We start from the raw sequence: 18,819 nt of genomic DNA, 5'->3' as shown, positions 1-18,819 counted from the left end.
CCTCTTTTGGAGCAGGGCGTGCGCGTGAATAACGCGCCGATACGAGGAAAATGCAAAAACCAAACCAAGGCTCCGAAAAGAAGCGTTTAAGGCCTGAAACAGGCGTTTGACGCTCGTTTGCGTGGCGTTCTGCCAGCTTTGACGGGTACTTTCGAACCAAAATGGGCTGGGATGTGAGTAAGGTGCAACCAGTTGCACCAATATAGTGCGCAAACCTGGGCGGCGTTAGAAGAAGCGCAGGAAGGGATTTTTTTCTTCTGCGGGTTTGTCTTTGAGCGGGCATTCCGGCCGTTGGCCGTAATCGGCGAGGGCGCAGGGTTTGACCTGACGCTTCTGCGCGAGGGAGATGCGCAGCATGTGGAACGGCTGATTGGCTGTGCGCTCGACCGTGCGGCCCTGCTCGTCGAGGATTTCCACGGAGAGATTATGGCTGCCGCGATCGATGTTGCTCAGGGCGAATACCGGGCTGGGTCCGGGCTCTGCGGTGGGTTGGCCGTCCAGTAGCAATCGGTAGCGATGGCCTCGCTGAAGGCCGGGTTCGCTGGTGACGCTGACGATAATCTCGCCAGCGCTGCTGCGCACCGTGGCGTCTGGCTCCGGCACCAGGATTCTCAGCATGTCGTAGTGGAAAAGCGCTTTGGCTTCGGTTTTCTTCGGGGCTGTCATCGGCGCAGCACCGGTTGGGTTGGCGGACATGCGATTGGTCGTTGCCATCGGTACACGCTTGGCATTGCCGGAACCTGGCTGGTCGGTGTAGACCCGATTGCCCTGAGCGTCGACGTAGGTGAACACCTCGGCCGTCACCGGCTGGGCGATCAAGCAGGTGATCAGCAGCCACCACAGCCTCACGGCTTGTGCACCCGTTGTACGGTGAACGTCACGGTGGGACTTTGTTGAACGATGTTCTCTCCATCGATCACCTGCACCGCGAGGCTGTGTGTGCCGCGATCGACGTTCACCAGTTGCAGGATCGGAACGTTACTCGGCTGGCCGTAAGGTTGATCGTCCAGCAACAGCCTGAATAAATGCGCGCCTTGCAAGCGGGGTTTGATCAGAACGTTGATGGTGAAGGTGCCGTTGTTGGCACGCAGCGCTTCGGTAGTGGGCAAGTTGGTCAGCTCCAGCACCGCGTAAGCGCTGCGCGGCTGTTCGCGAGTGGTGGCTTCGACAGGTGGCGCAGACGGGGCTTGGGGCTCAGCCCTGTTCAGCGGTGGCAACTCGACCGGCTGAGCCTTCACGCCATCGGGCGGTTGATTGCTGTAGGCGGTGTTGCCGTCGGCGTCGGTGTACTTATAGATCTGCGCGGCGGCTGGCAGGGCGATCAACAGCAACATCAATAGAAAACCACGACCCATAAAATCGACCGGAAGCGAAGGCGTTGGGTTGCAGCATAGGTCAGGGGTGGCGGTTGACCCAAGTCGTTAACATTTGGGCATGATTTACCGAGATCCCCCAAACACCTCAAAACCCCTGTGGGAACGATCAGGCATAAAAAAGGCCTCCCGAAGGAGGCCTCTTTTTTGTCACGCCGCTTGCGCAGGCGCTACCGGATCAGCAGCTGTAGTACAGCTCGTATTCCAGTGGGTGTACGAAGGTACGTACTTTGATTTCTTCTTCGCTTTTCAGAGCGATGTAAGCGTCGATGAAGTCGTCGCTGAAAACGCCGCCTTTGGTCAGGAACGCACGACCTTTGTCCAGCTCTTCCAGGGCTTCTTTCAGGCTGCCGCAAACTTGTGGGATCTCTTTCGCCTCTTCAGGCGGCAGGTCATACAGGTTTTTGTCAGCAGCATCGCCAGGGTGGATCTTGTTCTGGATACCGTCCAGGCCGGCCATTACCAGGGCAGCAAAAGCCAGGTACGGGTTGGCTGCCGGATCCGGGAAGCGAGCTTCGATACGGCGAGCGCGAGGGCTGGACACGTAAGGAATACGGATCGAAGCGGAACGGTTGCGAGCCGAGTAGGCCAGCATTACCGGCGCTTCGAAACCTGGGACCAGACGCTTGTAGGAGTTGGTCGACGGGTTGGTGAAGCCGTTCAGGGCCTTACCGTGCTTGATGATGCCGCCGATGAAGTACAGGGCGGTGTCGGACAGGCCGGCATAGCCTTCGCCAGCGAAGGTGTTCTTGCCATCTTTGGCGATGGACAGGTGAACGTGCATACCCGAACCGTTGTCGCCGTACAGAGGCTTAGGCATGAAGGTCGCGGTGCGGCCGTAAGCCACAGCCACGTTATGTACGCAGTACTTCAGGGTCTGAACTTCGTCAGCCTTGGCCACCAGGGTGTTGAACTTCACGCCGATTTCGTTCTGGCCGGCAGTCGCCACTTCGTGGTGGTGAACTTCGATGACCAGGCCCATTTCTTCCATGGCGTTGCACATGGAGGTACGGATTTCGTGGTCGTGGTCGAACGGCGGAACCGGGAAGTAACCACCTTTGATACCTGGGCGGTGGCCATGGTTGCCGCCTTCGATGTCTTGGTCGGACATCCACGAACCTTGTTCGGAGAAGATTTTGAACATTGAGCCGGAAATGTCGGACTTGAACTTCACCTGATCGAAGATGAAGAACTCAGGCTCCGGGCCAACGAAAACGGTATCGCCGATACCGGTCGACTTCAGATATTCCTCGGCACGCTTGGCGATCGCACGTGGGTCGCGATCGTAGCCTTGCATGGTCGAAGGCTCGATTACGTCGCAAACGATGATCAGCGTTGGGTCTTCGGTGAACGGGTCGAGAACGGCAGTGCTGTCGTCCGGCAGCAGGATCATGTCGGAAGCTTCGATGCCTTTCCAGCCAGCGATGGAGGAGCCGTCGAACATTTTGCCTTCTTCAAAGAAAGCGTCATCCAGCGCGTCGCGAGCCGGCATGGTCACGTGGTGCTGAGTGCCTTTGGTGTCCGTGAAGCGCAGATCAATCCACTTGACGTCATGATCTTTGATGAGTTGAACCGACTTCGACATAGTGTCCTCCGGGTGGCTTCGGGCTTAGTAGTGGATGCCCTTAGAATGTGGGTGATGCCGGCGCGAATACTCTGCCAAGGCAACCTGCCTCACAAGGGAGCAAATTGCATGCCAGTGCCCCACCATGGGTTTTTTGCCCCAATTTCACGCTTATAAAGGTACAAAGCGCAGCAATGCTGGAAATAGCGCCCCGTAATGTGGCGTCAAATTCAACAAATGACCTGTTTTGGTGCGCGCAAAACCTTCTGCACATTAACTGGTTAAACCTTGAGCAATTTCCGCTATAATCCGCGCCCCCCTTTTTCGGCTGGCCAAGCGCGCGCTGTTTTCATGAAACTAATCGTAAAAGTCTTCCCCGAGATCACCATCAAGAGCCGCCCGGTACGGATGCGTTTTATCCGCCAGTTGGCCAAAAACATCCGTACCGTGCTCCGCGACCTGGACCCGGCTGTGGTGGTGAACGGTGTGTGGGACAATCTCGAGCTGGAAACCCGCGTCAGCGAGCCCAAAGCCCTGAAGGAGATGACCGAGCGCCTGAGCTGCATGCCGGGCATCGCGCATTTCCTGCAAGTCGACGAATACCCGCTGGGCGACTTCGACGACATCGTCGCCAAGTGCAAGCAGCACTTCGGTGATGCGTTGGCCGGAAAGATTTTTTCGGTGCGCTGCAAGCGTGCCGGCAAGCATGAATTCAGTTCGATGGACGTCGAGAAATACGTCGGCAGCCAACTGCGTCGTCAGTGCGGCGCCGCGGGAATCTCGCTGAAAGAGCCGGAAATCGAAGTTCGCCTCGAAATTCGCGACAAACGGTTGTTTGTGATCCACAACCAGCACAACAGCATCGGCGGTTATCCGCTGGGCGCCTTGGAACAGACGCTTGTGCTGATGTCCGGCGGCTTCGATTCCACTGTTGCTGCTTACCAGATCATGCGGCGCGGGCTGATGAGCCATTTCTGCTTCTTCAATCTGGGCGGACGAGCCCATGAACTGGGCGTTATGGAAGTCGCGCACTTCATCTGGAAGAAGTACGGCAGCTCCCAGCGCGTGTTATTTGTGAGTGTGCCATTCGAGGAAGTACTGGGGGAAATTCTCGGTAAAGTCGATAACAGTCATATGGGCGTGGTTTTGAAGCGTATGATGTTGCGCGCTGCTTCCCGTATTGCCGATCGGCTGGACATCGATGCGCTGGTCACCGGCGAAGCGATTTCCCAGGTGTCTAGCCAGACGCTGCCGAACCTGTCCGTGATCGACTGCGTGACCGACAAGCTGGTCTTGCGTCCGCTGATCGCCAGTCACAAGCAGGACATCATCGACCTGGCCAACGAAATCGGTACTGCCGACTTCGCCAAGCACATGCCGGAATACTGCGGGGTCATCTCGGTGAACCCCAAGACCCACGCCAAGCGTCCACGCGTGGAGTACGAAGAACAACAGTTCGACATGGCAGTGCTTGAGCGTGCGCTCGAGAACGCCAAACTGGTGCCGATCGATCGCGTGATCGACGAATTGGGCCAGGACTTGCAGATCGAAGAAGTCAGTGAAGCGCTGGCTGGTCAGATCGTCATCGACATCCGTCATCCGGATGCCGCTGAAGACGACCCGCTGGGCCTCGTTGGCATTGAGGTACAAACGATGCCGTTTTATGCATTGAACGCTCGTTTCAAGGAACTGGACCCTACTCGCCAGTACCTGCTGTATTGCGACAAAGGCGTGATGAGTCGCCTGCATGCCCACCATTTGCTCAGTGAGGGGCATGCCAATGTGCGCGTTTATCGACCGAGCTAAGAGCCCGGGGCTGTATGCCTGTGGCCTGCGTCACCGGCCCCCCGACTCTGCCGTCAAGCTGTAACGGCAAGGCCTGACTCTACTGTAAATCGCTGCCAAGACTTGTCAGCACACCGAATCCTCTGATCGAGATACACAAGTGATCGAAAATCTACGCAACATCGCCATCATTGCTCACGTTGACCATGGTAAGACCACCCTGGTAGACAAACTCTTGCGTCAATCCGGCACCCTGGAGCGCAACGAGCTCAACGACGAGCGCGTGATGGACTCCAACGACCAGGAGAAAGAGCGCGGTATTACCATTCTGGCGAAAAACACCGCCATCAACTGGAACGGCTACCACATCAACATCGTGGACACCCCGGGCCACGCCGACTTCGGCGGCGAAGTTGAACGCGTAATGTCGATGGTTGACTCCGTTCTGCTGCTGGTTGACGCTCAAGACGGCCCTATGCCGCAAACCCGTTTCGTGACCAAGAAGGCTTTCGAAGCCGGCCTGCGTCCAATCGTGGTTATCAACAAGGTTGACCGTCCAGGCGCACGTCCGGACTGGGTTCTGGACCAGATCTTCGACCTGTTCGACAACCTCGGTGCTACCGAAGAACAGCTGGACTTCAAAGTCGTCTACGCCTCGGCCCTGAACGGCATTGCCGGTCTGGAACACACCGACATGGCTGAAGACATGACCCCGCTGTACCAGTCGATCGTCGACAACGTACCTGCGCCGAAAGTTGACCGTGACGGTCCGTTCCAGATGCAAATCTCGGCACTGGACTACAACAGCTTCCTGGGCATCATCGGCGTTGGCCGTATCGCTCGTGGTCGCGTCAAGCCGAACACCCAGGTTGTGGCGATCGATGCCGACGGCAAGCGCCGTAACGGCCGTATCCTGAAGCTGATGGGTCACCACGGTCTGCACCGCGTTGACGTTGAAGAAGCAGCTGCCGGCGACATCGTCTGCATCAGCGGCTTCGATTCGCTGTTCATCTCCGACACTCTGTGCGACCCACTGAACGTCGAAGCGATGAAGCCGCTGACCGTTGACGAACCAACCGTTTCGATGACCTTCCAGGTTAACGACTCGCCGTTCTGCGGTCGTGAAGGCAAGTTCGTCACCAGCCGTAACATCAAAGAGCGTCTGGACAAAGAACTGCTCTACAACGTTGCCCTGCGCGTTGAAGAAGGCGACACCGCCGACAAGTTCAAAGTCTCCGGCCGTGGCGAGCTGCACCTCTCGGTACTGATCGAAACCATGCGTCGCGAAGGCTTCGAAATGGGTGTTGGTCGTCCGGAAGTGATCATCCGCATGGTTGACGGCGTCAAGCACGAACCGTACGAAAACGTGACCATCGACCTGCCGGAAGAATCGCAAGGTTCGATCATGGAACAGATCGGTATCCGTAAAGGCGACCTGACCAACATGGTTCCGGATGGCAAGGGCCGTGTGCGCCTTGAGTACAACATCCCGGCACGTGGCTTGATCGGTTTCCGTAACGAGTTCCTGACCCTGACCTCCGGTGCAGGCATCCTGACCTCGATCTTCGACCGTTACGACGTGATGAAGTCCGGCGACATGTCCGGCCGTCAGAACGGCGTGCTGGTTTCGGTGGCTACCGGTAAGGCTCTGACTTACTCGCTGGAAACCCTGCAAGCTCGCGGCAAACTGTTCCTGGGTCACGGTGAAGACGTGTACGAAGGTCAAATCGTCGGCATCAACAGCCGCGACAACGACCTGGGCGTCAACCCAACCAAAGGCAAGAAGCTCGACAACATGCGTGCTTCGGGTAAAGACGAAACCATCGCTCTGGTTCCGCCTATCCGTTTCACCCTGGAACAAGCGCTTGAGTTCGTGCAAGAAGACGAACTGTGCGAAGTTACTCCTAAGTCCATCCGTCTTCGTAAGAAGATCCTGGGCGAAAGCGAGCGTACCCGCGCTGCCAAGAAAGCCGGTAACTGAGTCTCGACTTAGTTAGCGCGTAAAAAAACGCCCCCGACCGCAAGGTCGGGGGCGTTTTTGTTTGTCTGGCTGTAACAACTTGTTCGACAGCTGCTACGGGGATCGAGGTGGGGTTAAAACTTCTCGAGCGTGCGGCGACTGGCGCTGGTCTCGCGTGCCACTTCTTTGGGCTTATACGCGCAATACCCTGGCCGCGGCCCGATTTTCGGGTGGTTGCGGCAAGTATCCGGGCGCTTTTCATAAATAGTGCACAGACGGCTCTTACGATCCAGGTACAGGCAATCGTTGTTGCTCATGCGCTGAAGGGTGAAGATCTCGGACTTCTGGTTGTAACGCTCGACGATCCCTTCCTTCTGCAGGCGCTTGGCGATGTTCTTCGGCGGCTCGCCGCGCTCGAATTCATCGACGATGCCAATGCGGATCAGATCCTTGATCTTGACCTCGACCGGCAGGGTGCAGCAGCTGGAAACGCACGAACCACACATCGGGGCGGAGTACTTGGCCCAGGTATCGAGGCGATCGATCTCCGCGGCGGCGATCAGGTTGGACTTCATCATCGGTTGTTACCAGCGTGCATCAGGGCGCGCGATCATACCGGGACTGGTGGATTTTTGAACAACCTTTCGCCAGATTTTTTCGTATTCCGCCCAATAACACCTGTATTCCGGCACGGGCCCTGCATTCTTTCCGGCACATGACGCTGTAATGTCGAGCTATCTCGCACTATCAGGAAAAACTGCCGAACCAGAGTTCCAACGGCCTGTCAGACCGTCTAGGCTCAGACAATTCCAAGCTCGCTCGAGGTCCTATCGATGACTCAAGAACCACTTGTTCGCGAAGCAGAGGTGGCCGCATTCCGCGATGCCGTCTTGACCAAACTCACCTACGCGGTGGGCAAAGACCCGGATCACGCCTTCGACCACGACTGGTTCGAAGCCATTGCCCTGGCGGCGCGCGATCACATGGTCGAGCACTGGATGGATCACACCCGGCAGATCTACCGCAAAGGTCAAAAACGGGTTTATTACCTCTCCCTCGAATTTCTGATCGGCCGTCTGCTCTACGACAGCCTGAGCAACCTTGGCCTGCTTGACGTGGCCCGCGAGGCCCTGACTGAACTCGGCGTCGACCTTGAACGCATCCGTCTGCTGGAGCCCGACGCAGCGCTGGGCAACGGCGGCCTCGGTCGTCTGGCTGCGTGCTTCATGGAAAGCATGTCGACCCTCGGCATTGCCGGCCACGGTTACGGCATTCGTTACGAACACGGCTTGTTCCGCCAGGCCATCGTCGACGGCTGGCAGCAGGAACAGACCGAACACTGGCTGGATTTCGGTAACCCTTGGGAGTTTGAACGGCCAGAGGTCGTTTACCCGATCGGTTTCGGCGGCAGTGTCGAAACCGTCACCGACGAAGCGGGCAAGTCCAAGCAAGTCTGGACGCCAGCGGAAACCGTTCGCGCGATTGCTTACGACACGCCGGTCGTCGGCTGGCGCGGGGCGAGCGTCAACACGCTGCGTCTGTGGCGCGCCCGGGCCATGGAGGATTTGCACCTGGAACGCTTCAACGCCGGCGACCATTTGGGCGCCGTGGCAGAAGTCGCCCGGGCCGAAAGTATTTCCCGGGTGCTCTACCCGGCAGACAGCACCGAAGCCGGCCAGGAACTGCGCCTGCGTCAGGAATATTTCTTCGTCGCCGCGTCCTTGCAGGACCTGCTGCGCCGTCATCGCAACATGCACACCTCGGTCCTGACGCTGGGCGATCATGCCGCGATCCAGCTCAACGACACCCACCCCTCGATTGCCGTGGCCGAGCTGATGCGTCAGCTGGTCGATGTCTATGACGTCGCGTGGGATGCGGCATGGCAGGTCACCGTCGATACGCTGTCCTACACCAACCACACGCTGCTGCCCGAAGCGCTGGAAACCTGGCCGGTCGGTTTGATGGAGCGGATGCTGCCGCGGCACATGCAGATCATTTATTTGATCAACGCCCAGCACATCGATTCGCTGCGGGCCAAGGGTATTCACGACTTTGAAGTGCTGCGCGCGGTGTCGCTGATCGAGGAAGACAACGGTCGTCGTGTGCGCATGGGCAACCTGGCGTTCCTCGGTTCCCACAGCGTCAACGGCGTGTCCGGCCTGCATACGCAGCTGATGCGCAAAACGGTGTTTTCCGAACTGCACAAAATTTACCCGGACCGGATCAACAACAAGACCAACGGCATCACCTTCCGCCGCTGGCTCTATCAGGCCAACCCGGAGCTGACCTCGATGATGGTCGACGCCCTCGGCCCGGATCTGCTGGACAACGCCGAAGAGCGTTTGCTCGAGCTGGAGCCGTTTGCCGAGAAAGCCGCGTTCCGCAAAGCCTTCGCCGAGCAGCGGCTGCACAGCAAGAAAGCCTTGGCGTACATCATTCACGAGCGGCTTGGCGTTGCGGTCAACCCGGCGGCGATGTTCGACGTGCAGGTCAAACGGATCCACGAATACAAACGTCAGTTGCTAAACCTGTTGCACACCGTTGCGCTGTATCAGGCCATTCGCGCCGAGCCGGAAATCGATTGGGTGCCGCGGGTGAAAATCTTCGCCGGCAAGGCGGCGGCCAGTTATCACCAGGCCAAGCTGATTATCAAACTGACCAACGACATCGCCCGGGTTGTGAACAACGACCCGACGGTGCGCGGTTTGCTCAAAGTAGTGTTCTTGCCCAACTACAACGTCAGTCTGGCGGAAAGCATCATTCCGGCGGCGGATTTGTCGGAGCAGATTTCCACCGCAGGTTTCGAGGCCTCGGGCACCAGCAACATGAAATTCGGCCTCAACGGGGCGCTGACCATCGGTACCATGGACGGGGCCAACGTAGAAATGAGCGAACGCATCGGCGTCGAACACATGTTCATCTTCGGCCTCAGCGCTCAGCAGGTTGAAGCGCGCAAGCAGAACCATGAGTTCAATGCGACGCCGGATATTGCGGCATCCCATCGGCTCAATGACGTGCTTCAAGCGATACGCGGCGGGGTGTTCTCGCCGGATGATCCTTCCCGTTACACAGGATTGATCGATTCGCTGATCGACTACGATCGCTTCCTGGTCTGCGCCGATTTCGACTCTTACTGGGAAGCGCAGATGCGGGTAGAGGCCCACTGGCACGATTCGAAGGAGTGGTGGCGTTCGGCGGTGTTGAACACCTCCAGGATGGGCTGGTTCTCGTCCGACCGGACCATTCGCGAGTACGCCACGGATATCTGGAAGGCATTGGAGTAACTTTTAGCAATAATTGCGAGCAAGGCCCGACGGTTGTTGGGCCTGGCCGATATACTGAGCGTCAGTTTGCCGGATTGGCCACTGCGTTTAGGGATATCGACCATGCAATGGATGTTCATGCTGATTGGGCTGGTGCTGGGCTGGGTACTCGACGAGTCGTTAAGCGATGCGCTGCTGGGCGCGCTGCTCGGGTTGGGTATTGGCCAGGCCATTCGCATTGGCCGTTTGGGTTCACAGGCTGTCGAGCAGCGCCGGCTGCTTGAACAGGCGCAGGTGGCGCTGAATGCGGTCGAGCAACGTCTGGCATTGCTGGAGGTGTCAGGCGTCAAGGCGCCGCAAACCAGTGAGCCAGTTGCCAGCGAAGCCGATGCACCTCCTGAATTCACTCTCGACGAAATCCCTGTCGAAGCCCCGGAGCTGATCTGGGAACTCCCTCCCGAACTGGAACCGATTACTGCGGCCGCCGCCGAAGCGAGCCGTCCAGTGCCCGTCGATGCCTGGAAACCTGAGCCGGTCGCCCGCGAGCCGCAACAACCTGCCACCCCGCGCGCCCCGAACTTCATCGACCGTGCCATCAGCGGCGCACGCACCTGGCTGTTCGGCGGCAACACCGTGCTGCGGGTCGGTGTGGTGTTGTTGTTTCTCGGCCTGGCCTTCCTTCTGCGTTACGCCACCGAAGGCATGGTGGTGCCGATCGAGTTGCGTTACGCCGGTGTCGCGGCAGCGGCATTGGGTCTTGGGCTGGGTTGGTGGCTTAGAACACGCAACAGCCATTACGCGTTGATGTTGCAGGGCACCGGGATCGCGGTGTTGTACCTGACCGTGTTTGCTGCGATGCGCCTGCATCCGCTGCTCGATCCTACGGCGGCGTTAGGTCTGCTGGTTGCGGTGACAGCGTTCTCGGCGATCCTCGCCATCACTCAGGATGCCTTGGGCCTGGCGGCCGCTGCGGCGTTGGGCGGTTTTGCTGCGCCGATCCTGACTTCCACCGGCGCCGGCAACCATGTCGCGCTGTTCAGCTACTTCGCCTTGCTCAACGCCGGCATCCTCGCCATCGCCTGGTTCAAGGCCTGGCGGCTGCTCAACCTGATCGGCTTCGTCGGCACCTTCGGCATCGGTTTCGCCTGGGGCCTGCGTTCCTATATGCCGGAGTTGTTGTGGAGCACCGAGCCGTTTCTGATTGTGTTTTTCCTGATGTACCTGGCCATCGGTCTGCTGTTCGCCCGGCGCAAGTTGCTGGAAATGAGCGATGCGCCCGCGGATGGCAGCCGTGAAGCGCTGCTGCACTGGTCAGCGCGCAAGGGCGATTACGTCGACGGCACGATGCTGTTCGGTCCTCCGTTGGTGGGTTTCGGCTTGCAGTTCGCATTGGTTCAGCATCTCGAGTTTGCCGCAGCCTTCAGCGCGTTGGCGTTGGGCATGATTTACATGGGCCTGGCGCGGCTGCTGATGGGCGGACGAGCGTTGCTGCTGGCGGAAACCTGTCTGGCGTTGGGTGTGATCTTTGCCAGCCTGGCAATTCCATTGGGGCTCGATGCGCGCTGGACCGCTGCTGCCTGGGCCGTCGAAGGCGCCGGCATCTTCTGGCTCGGCCTGCGTCAGCAACGACCGCTGGCCCGAGCCTTTGCCTTGCTGCTGCAACTGGGCTCGGCGCTGGCGTTTATCAGTGAACTGCGGATTGGTGAAAGCAGCCTGCTCGACGGTGCGCCGCTCGGTGCGTTGATGCTTGGCGTGGCGTTGTTGTTCAGCTTCTACCAGTTACGCAAAGCCTTGCCCGAGCAGACGTCGGAATGGGAGCGCAAAGGGCTGCCGGTATTGGCCTGCCTCGGTCTGACCTTCCTCTATCTGCTGGCGCCGTTGTTCTTCTTCACTCACGGCACGGCGATCAGTTGGGCGTTGGCGGGGTTGGCGACCTTGTTTGTTGGCCTGCGTCTGCAATCGCGCACCTTCCTGTTCACCGCGTTCGCCGTGCAGTTGCTCGGCGGTGCGTTGTTCCTGCTGCGGCTGCAGGGTTCGAGCGGTGAGTCCGGTGCCGTGTTCAGTGCCGGGTGGAGCGGCCTGCTGAGCGCATCGTTGATCGGCCTGGCGCTGATCGCTGGCATGTTGCTGGCAGCGCGCGATGAGATGGTCCGAAGCGATGTGCGTTTGCTGCGCGGCTTGTCGGTGGTGCTGCTGGCCGGTCTGGTGTTGATCAATCTGGCGGTGCTGTTCGTCCTGCCTTGGCAAACGGCGAGTGCGGTATGGGCGGCCAGCGGTCTGTTCATCATCTGGCTGAGTCTGTACCTGAAGCAGCGCGTGAGTTTTGTCTTCGGTTTGCTGTTGCAGGTCATCGGTGGCGCGGCGTTCCTGATGGCCGGGCCTGATTTGCTCGGACCGCTTGCGAGCGAAGGATTGAAGCCTCTGGCTCACAGTGGTTTCTGGACGCCGCTGGTGTTGGGTTTGGCCGCGATGGTTGGCGCCTGGCGTTTGCAGCCTGGCAACCACGCCTCGGCCTTCGATGTGCTGAGTTTGCAGCGTTTGTCCGAAGTGTCGCTGGTGTGGGGCGCGGGTTGGTGGGCGCTGGCGTGGGTGAGTGAAGTACTGCGCTTCGCACTGTTGAATCTGCAAGCGACGTTGTTGCTGGCGGTCGCGGCGCTGAGCGTGGCGCTATGGACGGTATTGGCGCTACGCCTGAAATGGTCATCGCTGGGCTTGCTCTGCACCTTGCTGATGCCTGCTGCCGGTTTGGTGTTGCTGGCTGCTTGGCACTCGCGTTATCACCCGGCGGCCAACGTCGGTTGGCTGGCATGGGCGGCCGTGTTCGTTGTGCACTTCATTTCCCCGCGGCGTCTGGCGCCGATGTTGCCGGCGCGCGCCCTCAGTACCGCGCACGTGCTCGGCTGCTGGCTGTTGATCGGTGTGTTGGCCCTGGAGCTGCGTTACGGCCTGTTGCTGTTGTCAGAGCAGTACAACGCCTGGCGCTGGTTGGGTTGGGCGATTCTGCCGAGCCTGTATCTGGTGCTGATGGCGGCACCCCGTGCCTGGCCATGGCCGGTGTCGGCTTATTCGCGCGAATACCGTGTGTACGCGGCGGCACCGCTGGCGTTGCTGATGCTCGGCTGGTTCTGGCTGGCGAACGTCGTCAGCGACGGCACCGCGGAGCCGTTGCCTTACGTGCCGCTGATCAACCCGCTGGAGTTGGGTCTGCTGTTTGCGCTGTTCGGCGTTTACGTGTGGTCCCGCAGCGCCGTGGAGCAACTGTCGGTCCGCAAGGACTATTGTGATCACGCCACGCAACTGATCGCTGGCGCCTCGCTGTTTGTGTTCTTCACGGCGCTGGTGATGCGCGCGGCCCATCATTGGGGCGGTGTGCCGTTCGAGCTGGAGGCGTTGCTCGAATCCATGCTGGTGCAGGCCGGTCTGTCCATCGTCTGGACCTTGATGGCCCTGAGTCTGATGATCGGCGGCCATCTGCGTCATCGCCGCGAAGTCTGGCTGATCGGTGCGGCGCTGATCGGTGTGGTGGTGGCCAAACTGTTCTTTGTTGAATTGAGTAACCGCGGCGGACTTGCCCGGATCGTGTCGTTTATCGGCGTTGGCGTGTTGCTGTTGGTGGTGGGCTATTTTGCCCCGTTGCCGCCCAAGCGCGCCGAGGCTGTAGCGGAGGCTGAAAAACCGGCTCCGCAAACTGAAGGAGTGTCGTCTTGAGTCAGAAGCTGAACCTTGTCTGGTTGGGCGCTGTTGCGCTGGGTGTGGCGCTGTCGGCCAGTGCTCAGGAAAAACCGGCGGACTTCGCCACACAGGTGCCGTTGTCGGTCAGTGGCGAAGGTCCGTGGTATCGCCTCGAAATGCCGTTGAACGTGCAATTGAATGCGCGGCAAACCGATCTCAGCGATGTACGCGTGTTCAATGCCGCCGGTGAGGCTCAGGCGTATGCCTTGGCGCGCGCGCCGGCGCAGACCAGCGAAAATCGTACCCTGACCGACGTGAAGTGGTTCCCGTTGTACAACTCGGCGGACTCCACTGAGCACGCTCCGAGCGTGCGGGTGCAATCGAGCGCCAACGGCACGCTGGTCGAAGTGCAACCGTCCAGTCAGCTGGAGGCGGGCGAAGAAATGCTGCGCGGCTGGTTGCTCGATGCCAGCAGCATCAAAGCACCCTTGCAGCAGTTGATCCTCGACTGGACCAGCGAGCGCGACGGCTTCCAGCGTTTCACCATCGAAGCCAGCGACGACTTGCAGCATTGGCAGTCATGGGGCGAAGGGCAGGTGGCACGCCTGACGTTTGCCGACGAACAGGTTGAGCAACATGAAGTCGCTCTGCCGGGTCAGTCGGCTCGTTATCTGCGCTTGCTGTGGAACACGCCGCAATCGGCCCCGACGCTGACCTCGGCGCAACTGCAAAGCGCCAAGACCCGCAGCCTGCCGCTACCGCTGGTCTGGTCACAACCGCTGGCCGGCAGCAGCGCAAAGGCCGGTGAATACACCTGGCAATTACCCATGGGGCTGAATGTCGAGCGCTTGCAGGTCGAGTTGAGTCAGCCCAACAGTTTGGCGCCCGTGACCTTGTCCGGTCGTCGGGAAAGCAGCCTGCCGTGGCAGGCGCTGAGCAGTGGTTTGCTCTACCGCCTGACCCAGAATGGCCAGGACGTGGTGCAGAACGAATTGCAGCTGTCGGGGCAAACCGTTCAGCAGTTGAAGCTGACGGTGGACGAGCGCGGCGGCGGTCTGGGGGCAGAGGCACCGACTGTGCGATTCGCCGTGCGCTCCATTCAACTGGTGTTCCTGGCGCGCGGAGCAGGGCCTTATACGCTCGCGCTGGGAAGTGCCACGGTGAAGGCGGCGAACCTGCCGCTGTCGACGTTGATTCCGGATTACAGCGCTGCAAAATTGGCAGCATTGGGCAAGGCTACAGTGGATGGCGGGGCGTTGGCCACGCCAGCGTCGACCGCGACAACGCCTGCGACGATGGACACAAACTGGAAGAAATTCGGGTTGTGGGCGGTGTTGCTGCTAAGCGTTTTGTTTCTGGCCGCGATGGCGTTCAGTCTGTTGCGCAAGCCGCCAGTCAAGCCTTGAAACTCGCAGTTACGCCCGGTCCACATCCGGGCGGTTTCGAACTACGCTCAACCGGGCTCATGAACTCTATTGGGTGTAACACGTCTGATAGGAGGAAATGCGCCCCGACTCGCGTTAAACTGCGCGGGTTTTTAGCCCCCCCATTCCACCGGAGCCTTCCATGTCCCGCGTTACCCTGAGTCGCTATTTGATTGAGCAGACCCGTAGCAACAACACCCCTGCCGATCTGCGTTTCCTGATCGAAGTGGTGGCGCGCGCCTGCAAGGAAATCAGCCACGCCGTGTCCAAAGGCGCCCTCGGTGGTGTTCTGGGCAGCATGGACACCGAAAACGTCCAAGGCGAAGTGCAGAAGAAACTCGACGTGATTTCCAACGAGATCCTGCTCGAAGCCAACGAATGGGGCGGTCACCTGGCCGGCATGGCGTCCGAAGAAATGGACAATGCCTACCAGATCCCGGGCAAATACCCGAAAGGCGCGTACCTGCTGGTATTCGACCCACTGGACGGCTCGTCGAACATCGATATCAACGCACCGGTCGGCACTATCTTCTCGGTGCTGCGTTGCCCGAGCGAATACCTGAGCCAGAACGAAGCCTTGAACGAAAAGGCTTTCCTGCAGCCAGGTACCGAGCAGGTAGCTGCCGGTTATGCCATCTACGGCCCGCAGACCATGCTGGTGCTGACCTTGGGCGACGGCGTAAAAGGCTTCACCCTGGATCGCGAAATGGGCAGCTTCGTGCTGACCCATGAAGACATCAAGATCCCGACCTCCACTCAGGAATTCGCGATCAACGCGTCCAACCAGCGTCACTGGGAAGCTCCGGTACAACGCTACGTCGGCGAATTGCTGGCTGGCGAAGAAGGCCCGCTGAAAAAGAACTACAACATGCGCTGGGTCGCCGCGATGGTCGCGGACGTGCACCGCATCCTGACCCGTGGTGGTCTGTTCATGTACCCACGCGACAGTCGCGAGCCGTCCAAACCGGGCAAGCTGCGTCTGATGTACGAAGCCAACCCGATGTCGTTCCTGGTTGAACAGGCTGGCGGCGCGTCCACCGATGGCCATCAGCGCATCCTCGACATCAAGCCGGACGGCTTGCACCAGCGTGTCGCCGTGTTCCTCGGTTCGAAAGAAGAAGTCGAACGCGTCACGGCTTACCACAAGGAATAAACCATGAGCGCGCCCTGGCAGCCGTTGCTCGAATGGTGGTTCGGAACGTTCGAATCCCCCCACGAAATAGCGGCTGACAAGGGCAAGTTATGGTTCGGCAAGCGTGACAGCCAGGACCTCGAAGCGCAGACGCGTTTCGGGGACTGGGTCGAGCAGGCACTGGCCGGCGGATTGACCGAGTGGGCGCAACGCCCCGAAGGTTGGCTGGCCCTGGTGCTGCTGCTCGATCAACTGCCGCGAATGATCTTTCGCGACACTCCCAAATCCTTTACAGGCGATCTCAGGGCTCAGGCACTGGTGGCGCAAGGCATTGCTGCGGATTTCGATCGGCAGCTACGGCCGATCCAGCGGGTGTTCATCTACCTGGTGTTTGAGCATTGCGAGAATCGGGCAGTGCAGAACGAAGCCGTTTCGCGGTTTATCGAGCTGGTGGCGCAGCAGCCTGAGGCTGATCGGGCGGTGTTTGCCGATAACCTGGATTATGCCGAGCGGCATCAGAAAGTGATTGCGCGGTTTGGACGGTTTCCGCATCGCAATGCGGTGTTGGGAAGGGCGTCTACGGCTGAGGAGTTGGCGTTTCTCTCTGGGCCTGGGTCCAGGTTCTGATTCTTTGTTGTTGCTGATGCCGCCATCGCGAGCAGGCTCACTCCTACAGTAGATCACCTGTGTGACGGAGATTCATTGTAGGAGTGAGCCTGCTCGCGAAGGGGCCTTCAGAAGCGCCTTAAATCCGGAAGCTGCCCACCAACTGCTTCAACCGCGCCGCCTGCTGCTCAAGGTCCGCGCACGCACGCAACGTCGCCTGCAAGTTCTCCACTCCTTCCTGGTTCAACGTGTTGATCTCGGCAATGTCGACGTTGATCGACTCCACCACCGCCGTTTGTTCTTCCGTCGCAGTCGCCACCGACTGGTTCATCCCGTCGATCTCACCAATACGCTGAGTCACGCTGCCCAGACGTTCGCCCGCCTGGTTGGCGATGCCGACGCTGCTTTCGCTCTGGCGCTGGCTGTCGGTCATGGTGCTCACGGCTTCCCGGGCGCCGACTTGCAGTTCCTCGATCATCTTCTGCACTTGCTGCGCCGAATCCTGAGTACGGTGCGCGAGGTTACGTACCTCGTCCGCTACCACGGCAAAACCGCGACCGGCTTCACCGGCACGGGCCGCTTCGATGGCGGCGTTGAGTGCCAGCAAGTTGGTCTGCTGGGAGATGCTGGTGATCACTTCCAGAATCTGCCCGATGTTCACGGTGTTGCTGTTGAGCGTTTCGATGTTGCCGCACGAATCGCTGATCTTCGCCGAGAGTTGCTGCATCGCCGCGATGGTTTTATCCACGACTTGCTGACCGTCCTCGGCCAAGGCGCGGGCATCGCTCGAATGCTGAGAGGCGAGGGCGGCGTTCTGGGCGATTTCCTGGGCGGCGGCGCCCAGTTCGTTGATGGCGGCGGCGACGCTGCTGGTGCGCGAGGCTTGCTGGTCGGAGTTGAACATCGACGAGTTCGACGCGGCAACCACACGCAAGGCAACTTCATTGACCTGTCCGGTGGCCGAGGACACCTCGCGAATCGACGTGTGAATACGCTCCACAAAGCGGTTGAACGAAGTGCCCAAGGCACCGAACTCGTCCTGGCCGTGGATGGTCAGGCGTTTGGTCAGGTCACCTTCGCCTTCGGCGATGTCATGCATGGCGCGGCCCATGGTCAACAGTGGCTGCATCAAGAAGCTGATCAGCATGCCCAGCAACGCGATGATGATCACCACGGCAATGACCATGGCGATGATCGCCGAGGAGCGGAATTCGCTGAGCATCGAGAACGCGGTGTCCTGATCCAGCACGAGCGCCACGTACCAGTCTGCCGAGGGCACACCATTGACGTGGGTAAAGGAGATGAATTGGGTCTTGCCATCGATCTCGACTTCTTTCATGCCCGGGCTGACGTTCGGCGCGCCGTTCGGGTAGGCGTCGGTCAGGCTCTTGAGCACCAGTTTGCTATCCGGGTGGATCAGGATCTTGCCGTCGGCGCCGACGATAAACGCATGGCCGTGGCCGCCGAAGTTCAGCGAGTTGATGATCGCGCTGACGCTGGACAGGTCGATGTCTGCGCCGGCGACGCCGATCATTTGATTCTGATGTTTCACCGGGGTGGCGACAGTGATCACCAGTTTGCCCGACGACGCGGCGATGTAAGGTTCGGTGACGATGGTCTGTTGCGCACCGTTGGCCGCTTTGTACCAGCCACGGGCACGGGGGTCGTAATCCGCCGCACGATTGCCGGCCGGGACCGAGAACATCACGCCGTCGGTGCCACCGAAGTAGCTCAACTGGAAATTACTGGTGTAGGCCGGCAGGTCTATCGCGCGCTTGAGGTTGGCCTGGGTGCTCCCGTCCACCGCGATCTGCTGGGACAGCGATTGCAGCAACTGCATGCGGCTTTCCAGCCAGGTCTGGATGTTGCTGGTAGTCAGGCTACCGAGTTCCTGCATCGAGGATTCGGTATTGCTGCGCAGGGTTTGCCGCTGGCGGTAGTCGTTGAAGAGGATGAAACAAGCGAATGCAACGGCCACCACGAGGGCGGCAGCCAACAAGATCTTGTGGCTGAACTTCATGTTTCTGGTCATTAAATGAG

At 59.6% G+C, this 18,819-nt stretch carries 12 protein-coding genes; 7 read left to right on the top strand and 5 right to left on the bottom strand.

Features of this window, described 5'->3' with window-relative positions; all coding sequences use genetic code 11:
* Positions 1-225 precede the first annotated feature (225 nt).
* The 3 genes from MO767_RS14890 to glnA form a co-directional block, all read right to left on the bottom strand.
* Entirely contained in the window at positions 226-849 is a 624-nt protein-coding gene (locus MO767_RS14890) for a DUF4124 domain-containing protein (RefSeq protein WP_282481119.1), read from the bottom strand.
* Complete coding sequence (locus tag MO767_RS14885; RefSeq protein ID WP_282481118.1) at positions 846-1,355, bottom strand: DUF4124 domain-containing protein; 510 nt, start codon at positions 1,353-1,355, stop codon at positions 846-848. The genes MO767_RS14890 and MO767_RS14885 overlap by 4 nt, the downstream gene beginning before the upstream one ends.
* 196 nt (positions 1,356-1,551) lie before the next feature.
* Positions 1,552-2,958 (bottom strand): glutamate--ammonia ligase, encoded by a 1,407-nt coding sequence (glnA, locus tag MO767_RS14880; RefSeq protein WP_140668136.1) that lies wholly within the window; start codon positions 2,956-2,958, stop codon positions 1,552-1,554.
* Positions 2,959-3,288: 330 nt separating this feature from the next.
* Here glnA and thiI point away from each other — a divergent pair, with 330 nt between their 5' ends.
* Positions 3,289-4,743, top strand: coding sequence for a tRNA uracil 4-sulfurtransferase ThiI (gene thiI, locus MO767_RS14875; protein ID WP_282481117.1), 1,455 nt, complete (start codon positions 3,289-3,291; stop codon positions 4,741-4,743).
* A 139-nt stretch (positions 4,744-4,882) separates the two neighbouring features.
* Positions 4,883-6,703, top strand: coding sequence for a translational GTPase TypA (typA, locus tag MO767_RS14870; RefSeq protein WP_282481116.1), 1,821 nt, complete (start codon positions 4,883-4,885; stop codon positions 6,701-6,703).
* Positions 6,704-6,816: 113 nt separating this feature from the next.
* Here typA and MO767_RS14865 read toward each other — a convergent pair whose 3' ends face one another.
* The gene (locus MO767_RS14865) at positions 6,817-7,260 is read right to left on the bottom strand and encodes a YkgJ family cysteine cluster protein (protein WP_123366988.1); all 444 of its coding nucleotides are present in this window, start codon (positions 7,258-7,260) and stop codon (positions 6,817-6,819) included.
* A 255-nt stretch (positions 7,261-7,515) separates the two neighbouring features.
* On the opposite strand from MO767_RS14865, the gene MO767_RS14860 reads away from it, so the two are divergent.
* From MO767_RS14860 to MO767_RS14840, 5 genes are all read left to right on the top strand, one after another.
* On the top strand, positions 7,516-9,966 hold the full coding sequence (locus MO767_RS14860) for a glycogen/starch/alpha-glucan phosphorylase (RefSeq protein WP_282481115.1): 2,451 nt from the start codon (positions 7,516-7,518) through the stop codon (positions 9,964-9,966).
* A 102-nt stretch (positions 9,967-10,068) separates the two neighbouring features.
* Positions 10,069-13,653, top strand: a complete 3,585-nt coding sequence (locus MO767_RS14855) for a DUF2339 domain-containing protein (RefSeq protein WP_282481114.1) — start codon at positions 10,069-10,071, stop codon at positions 13,651-13,653.
* On the top strand, positions 13,650-15,023 hold the full coding sequence (locus MO767_RS14850; RefSeq protein WP_282481113.1) for a DUF3999 domain-containing protein: 1,374 nt from the start codon (positions 13,650-13,652) through the stop codon (positions 15,021-15,023). The genes MO767_RS14855 and MO767_RS14850 overlap by 4 nt, the downstream gene beginning before the upstream one ends.
* A 160-nt stretch (positions 15,024-15,183) precedes the next feature.
* A complete protein-coding gene (locus MO767_RS14845; RefSeq protein WP_282481112.1) occupies positions 15,184-16,194 on the top strand; it encodes a class 1 fructose-bisphosphatase in 1,011 nt (336 codons plus the stop codon).
* Positions 16,195-16,197: 3 nt separating this feature from the next.
* Entirely contained in the window at positions 16,198-16,800 is a 603-nt protein-coding gene (locus tag MO767_RS14840; protein ID WP_282481111.1) for a DUF924 family protein, read from the top strand.
* A 118-nt stretch (positions 16,801-16,918) separates the two neighbouring features.
* On the opposite strand, the gene MO767_RS14835 is transcribed toward MO767_RS14840, so the two are convergent.
* Complete coding sequence (locus MO767_RS14835) at positions 16,919-18,811, bottom strand: methyl-accepting chemotaxis protein (RefSeq protein WP_282481110.1); 1,893 nt, start codon at positions 18,809-18,811, stop codon at positions 16,919-16,921.
* Between the last annotated feature and the right edge of the window lie 8 nt (positions 18,812-18,819).

Source organism: Pseudomonas sp. UYIF39, from assembly GCF_029963765.1.
Classification (GTDB): Bacteria; Pseudomonadota; Gammaproteobacteria; order Pseudomonadales; family Pseudomonadaceae; genus Aquipseudomonas.
The sequence above is the reverse complement of the archived record's forward strand: the minus strand, read 5'-3'. Positions and strand labels throughout refer to the sequence as shown.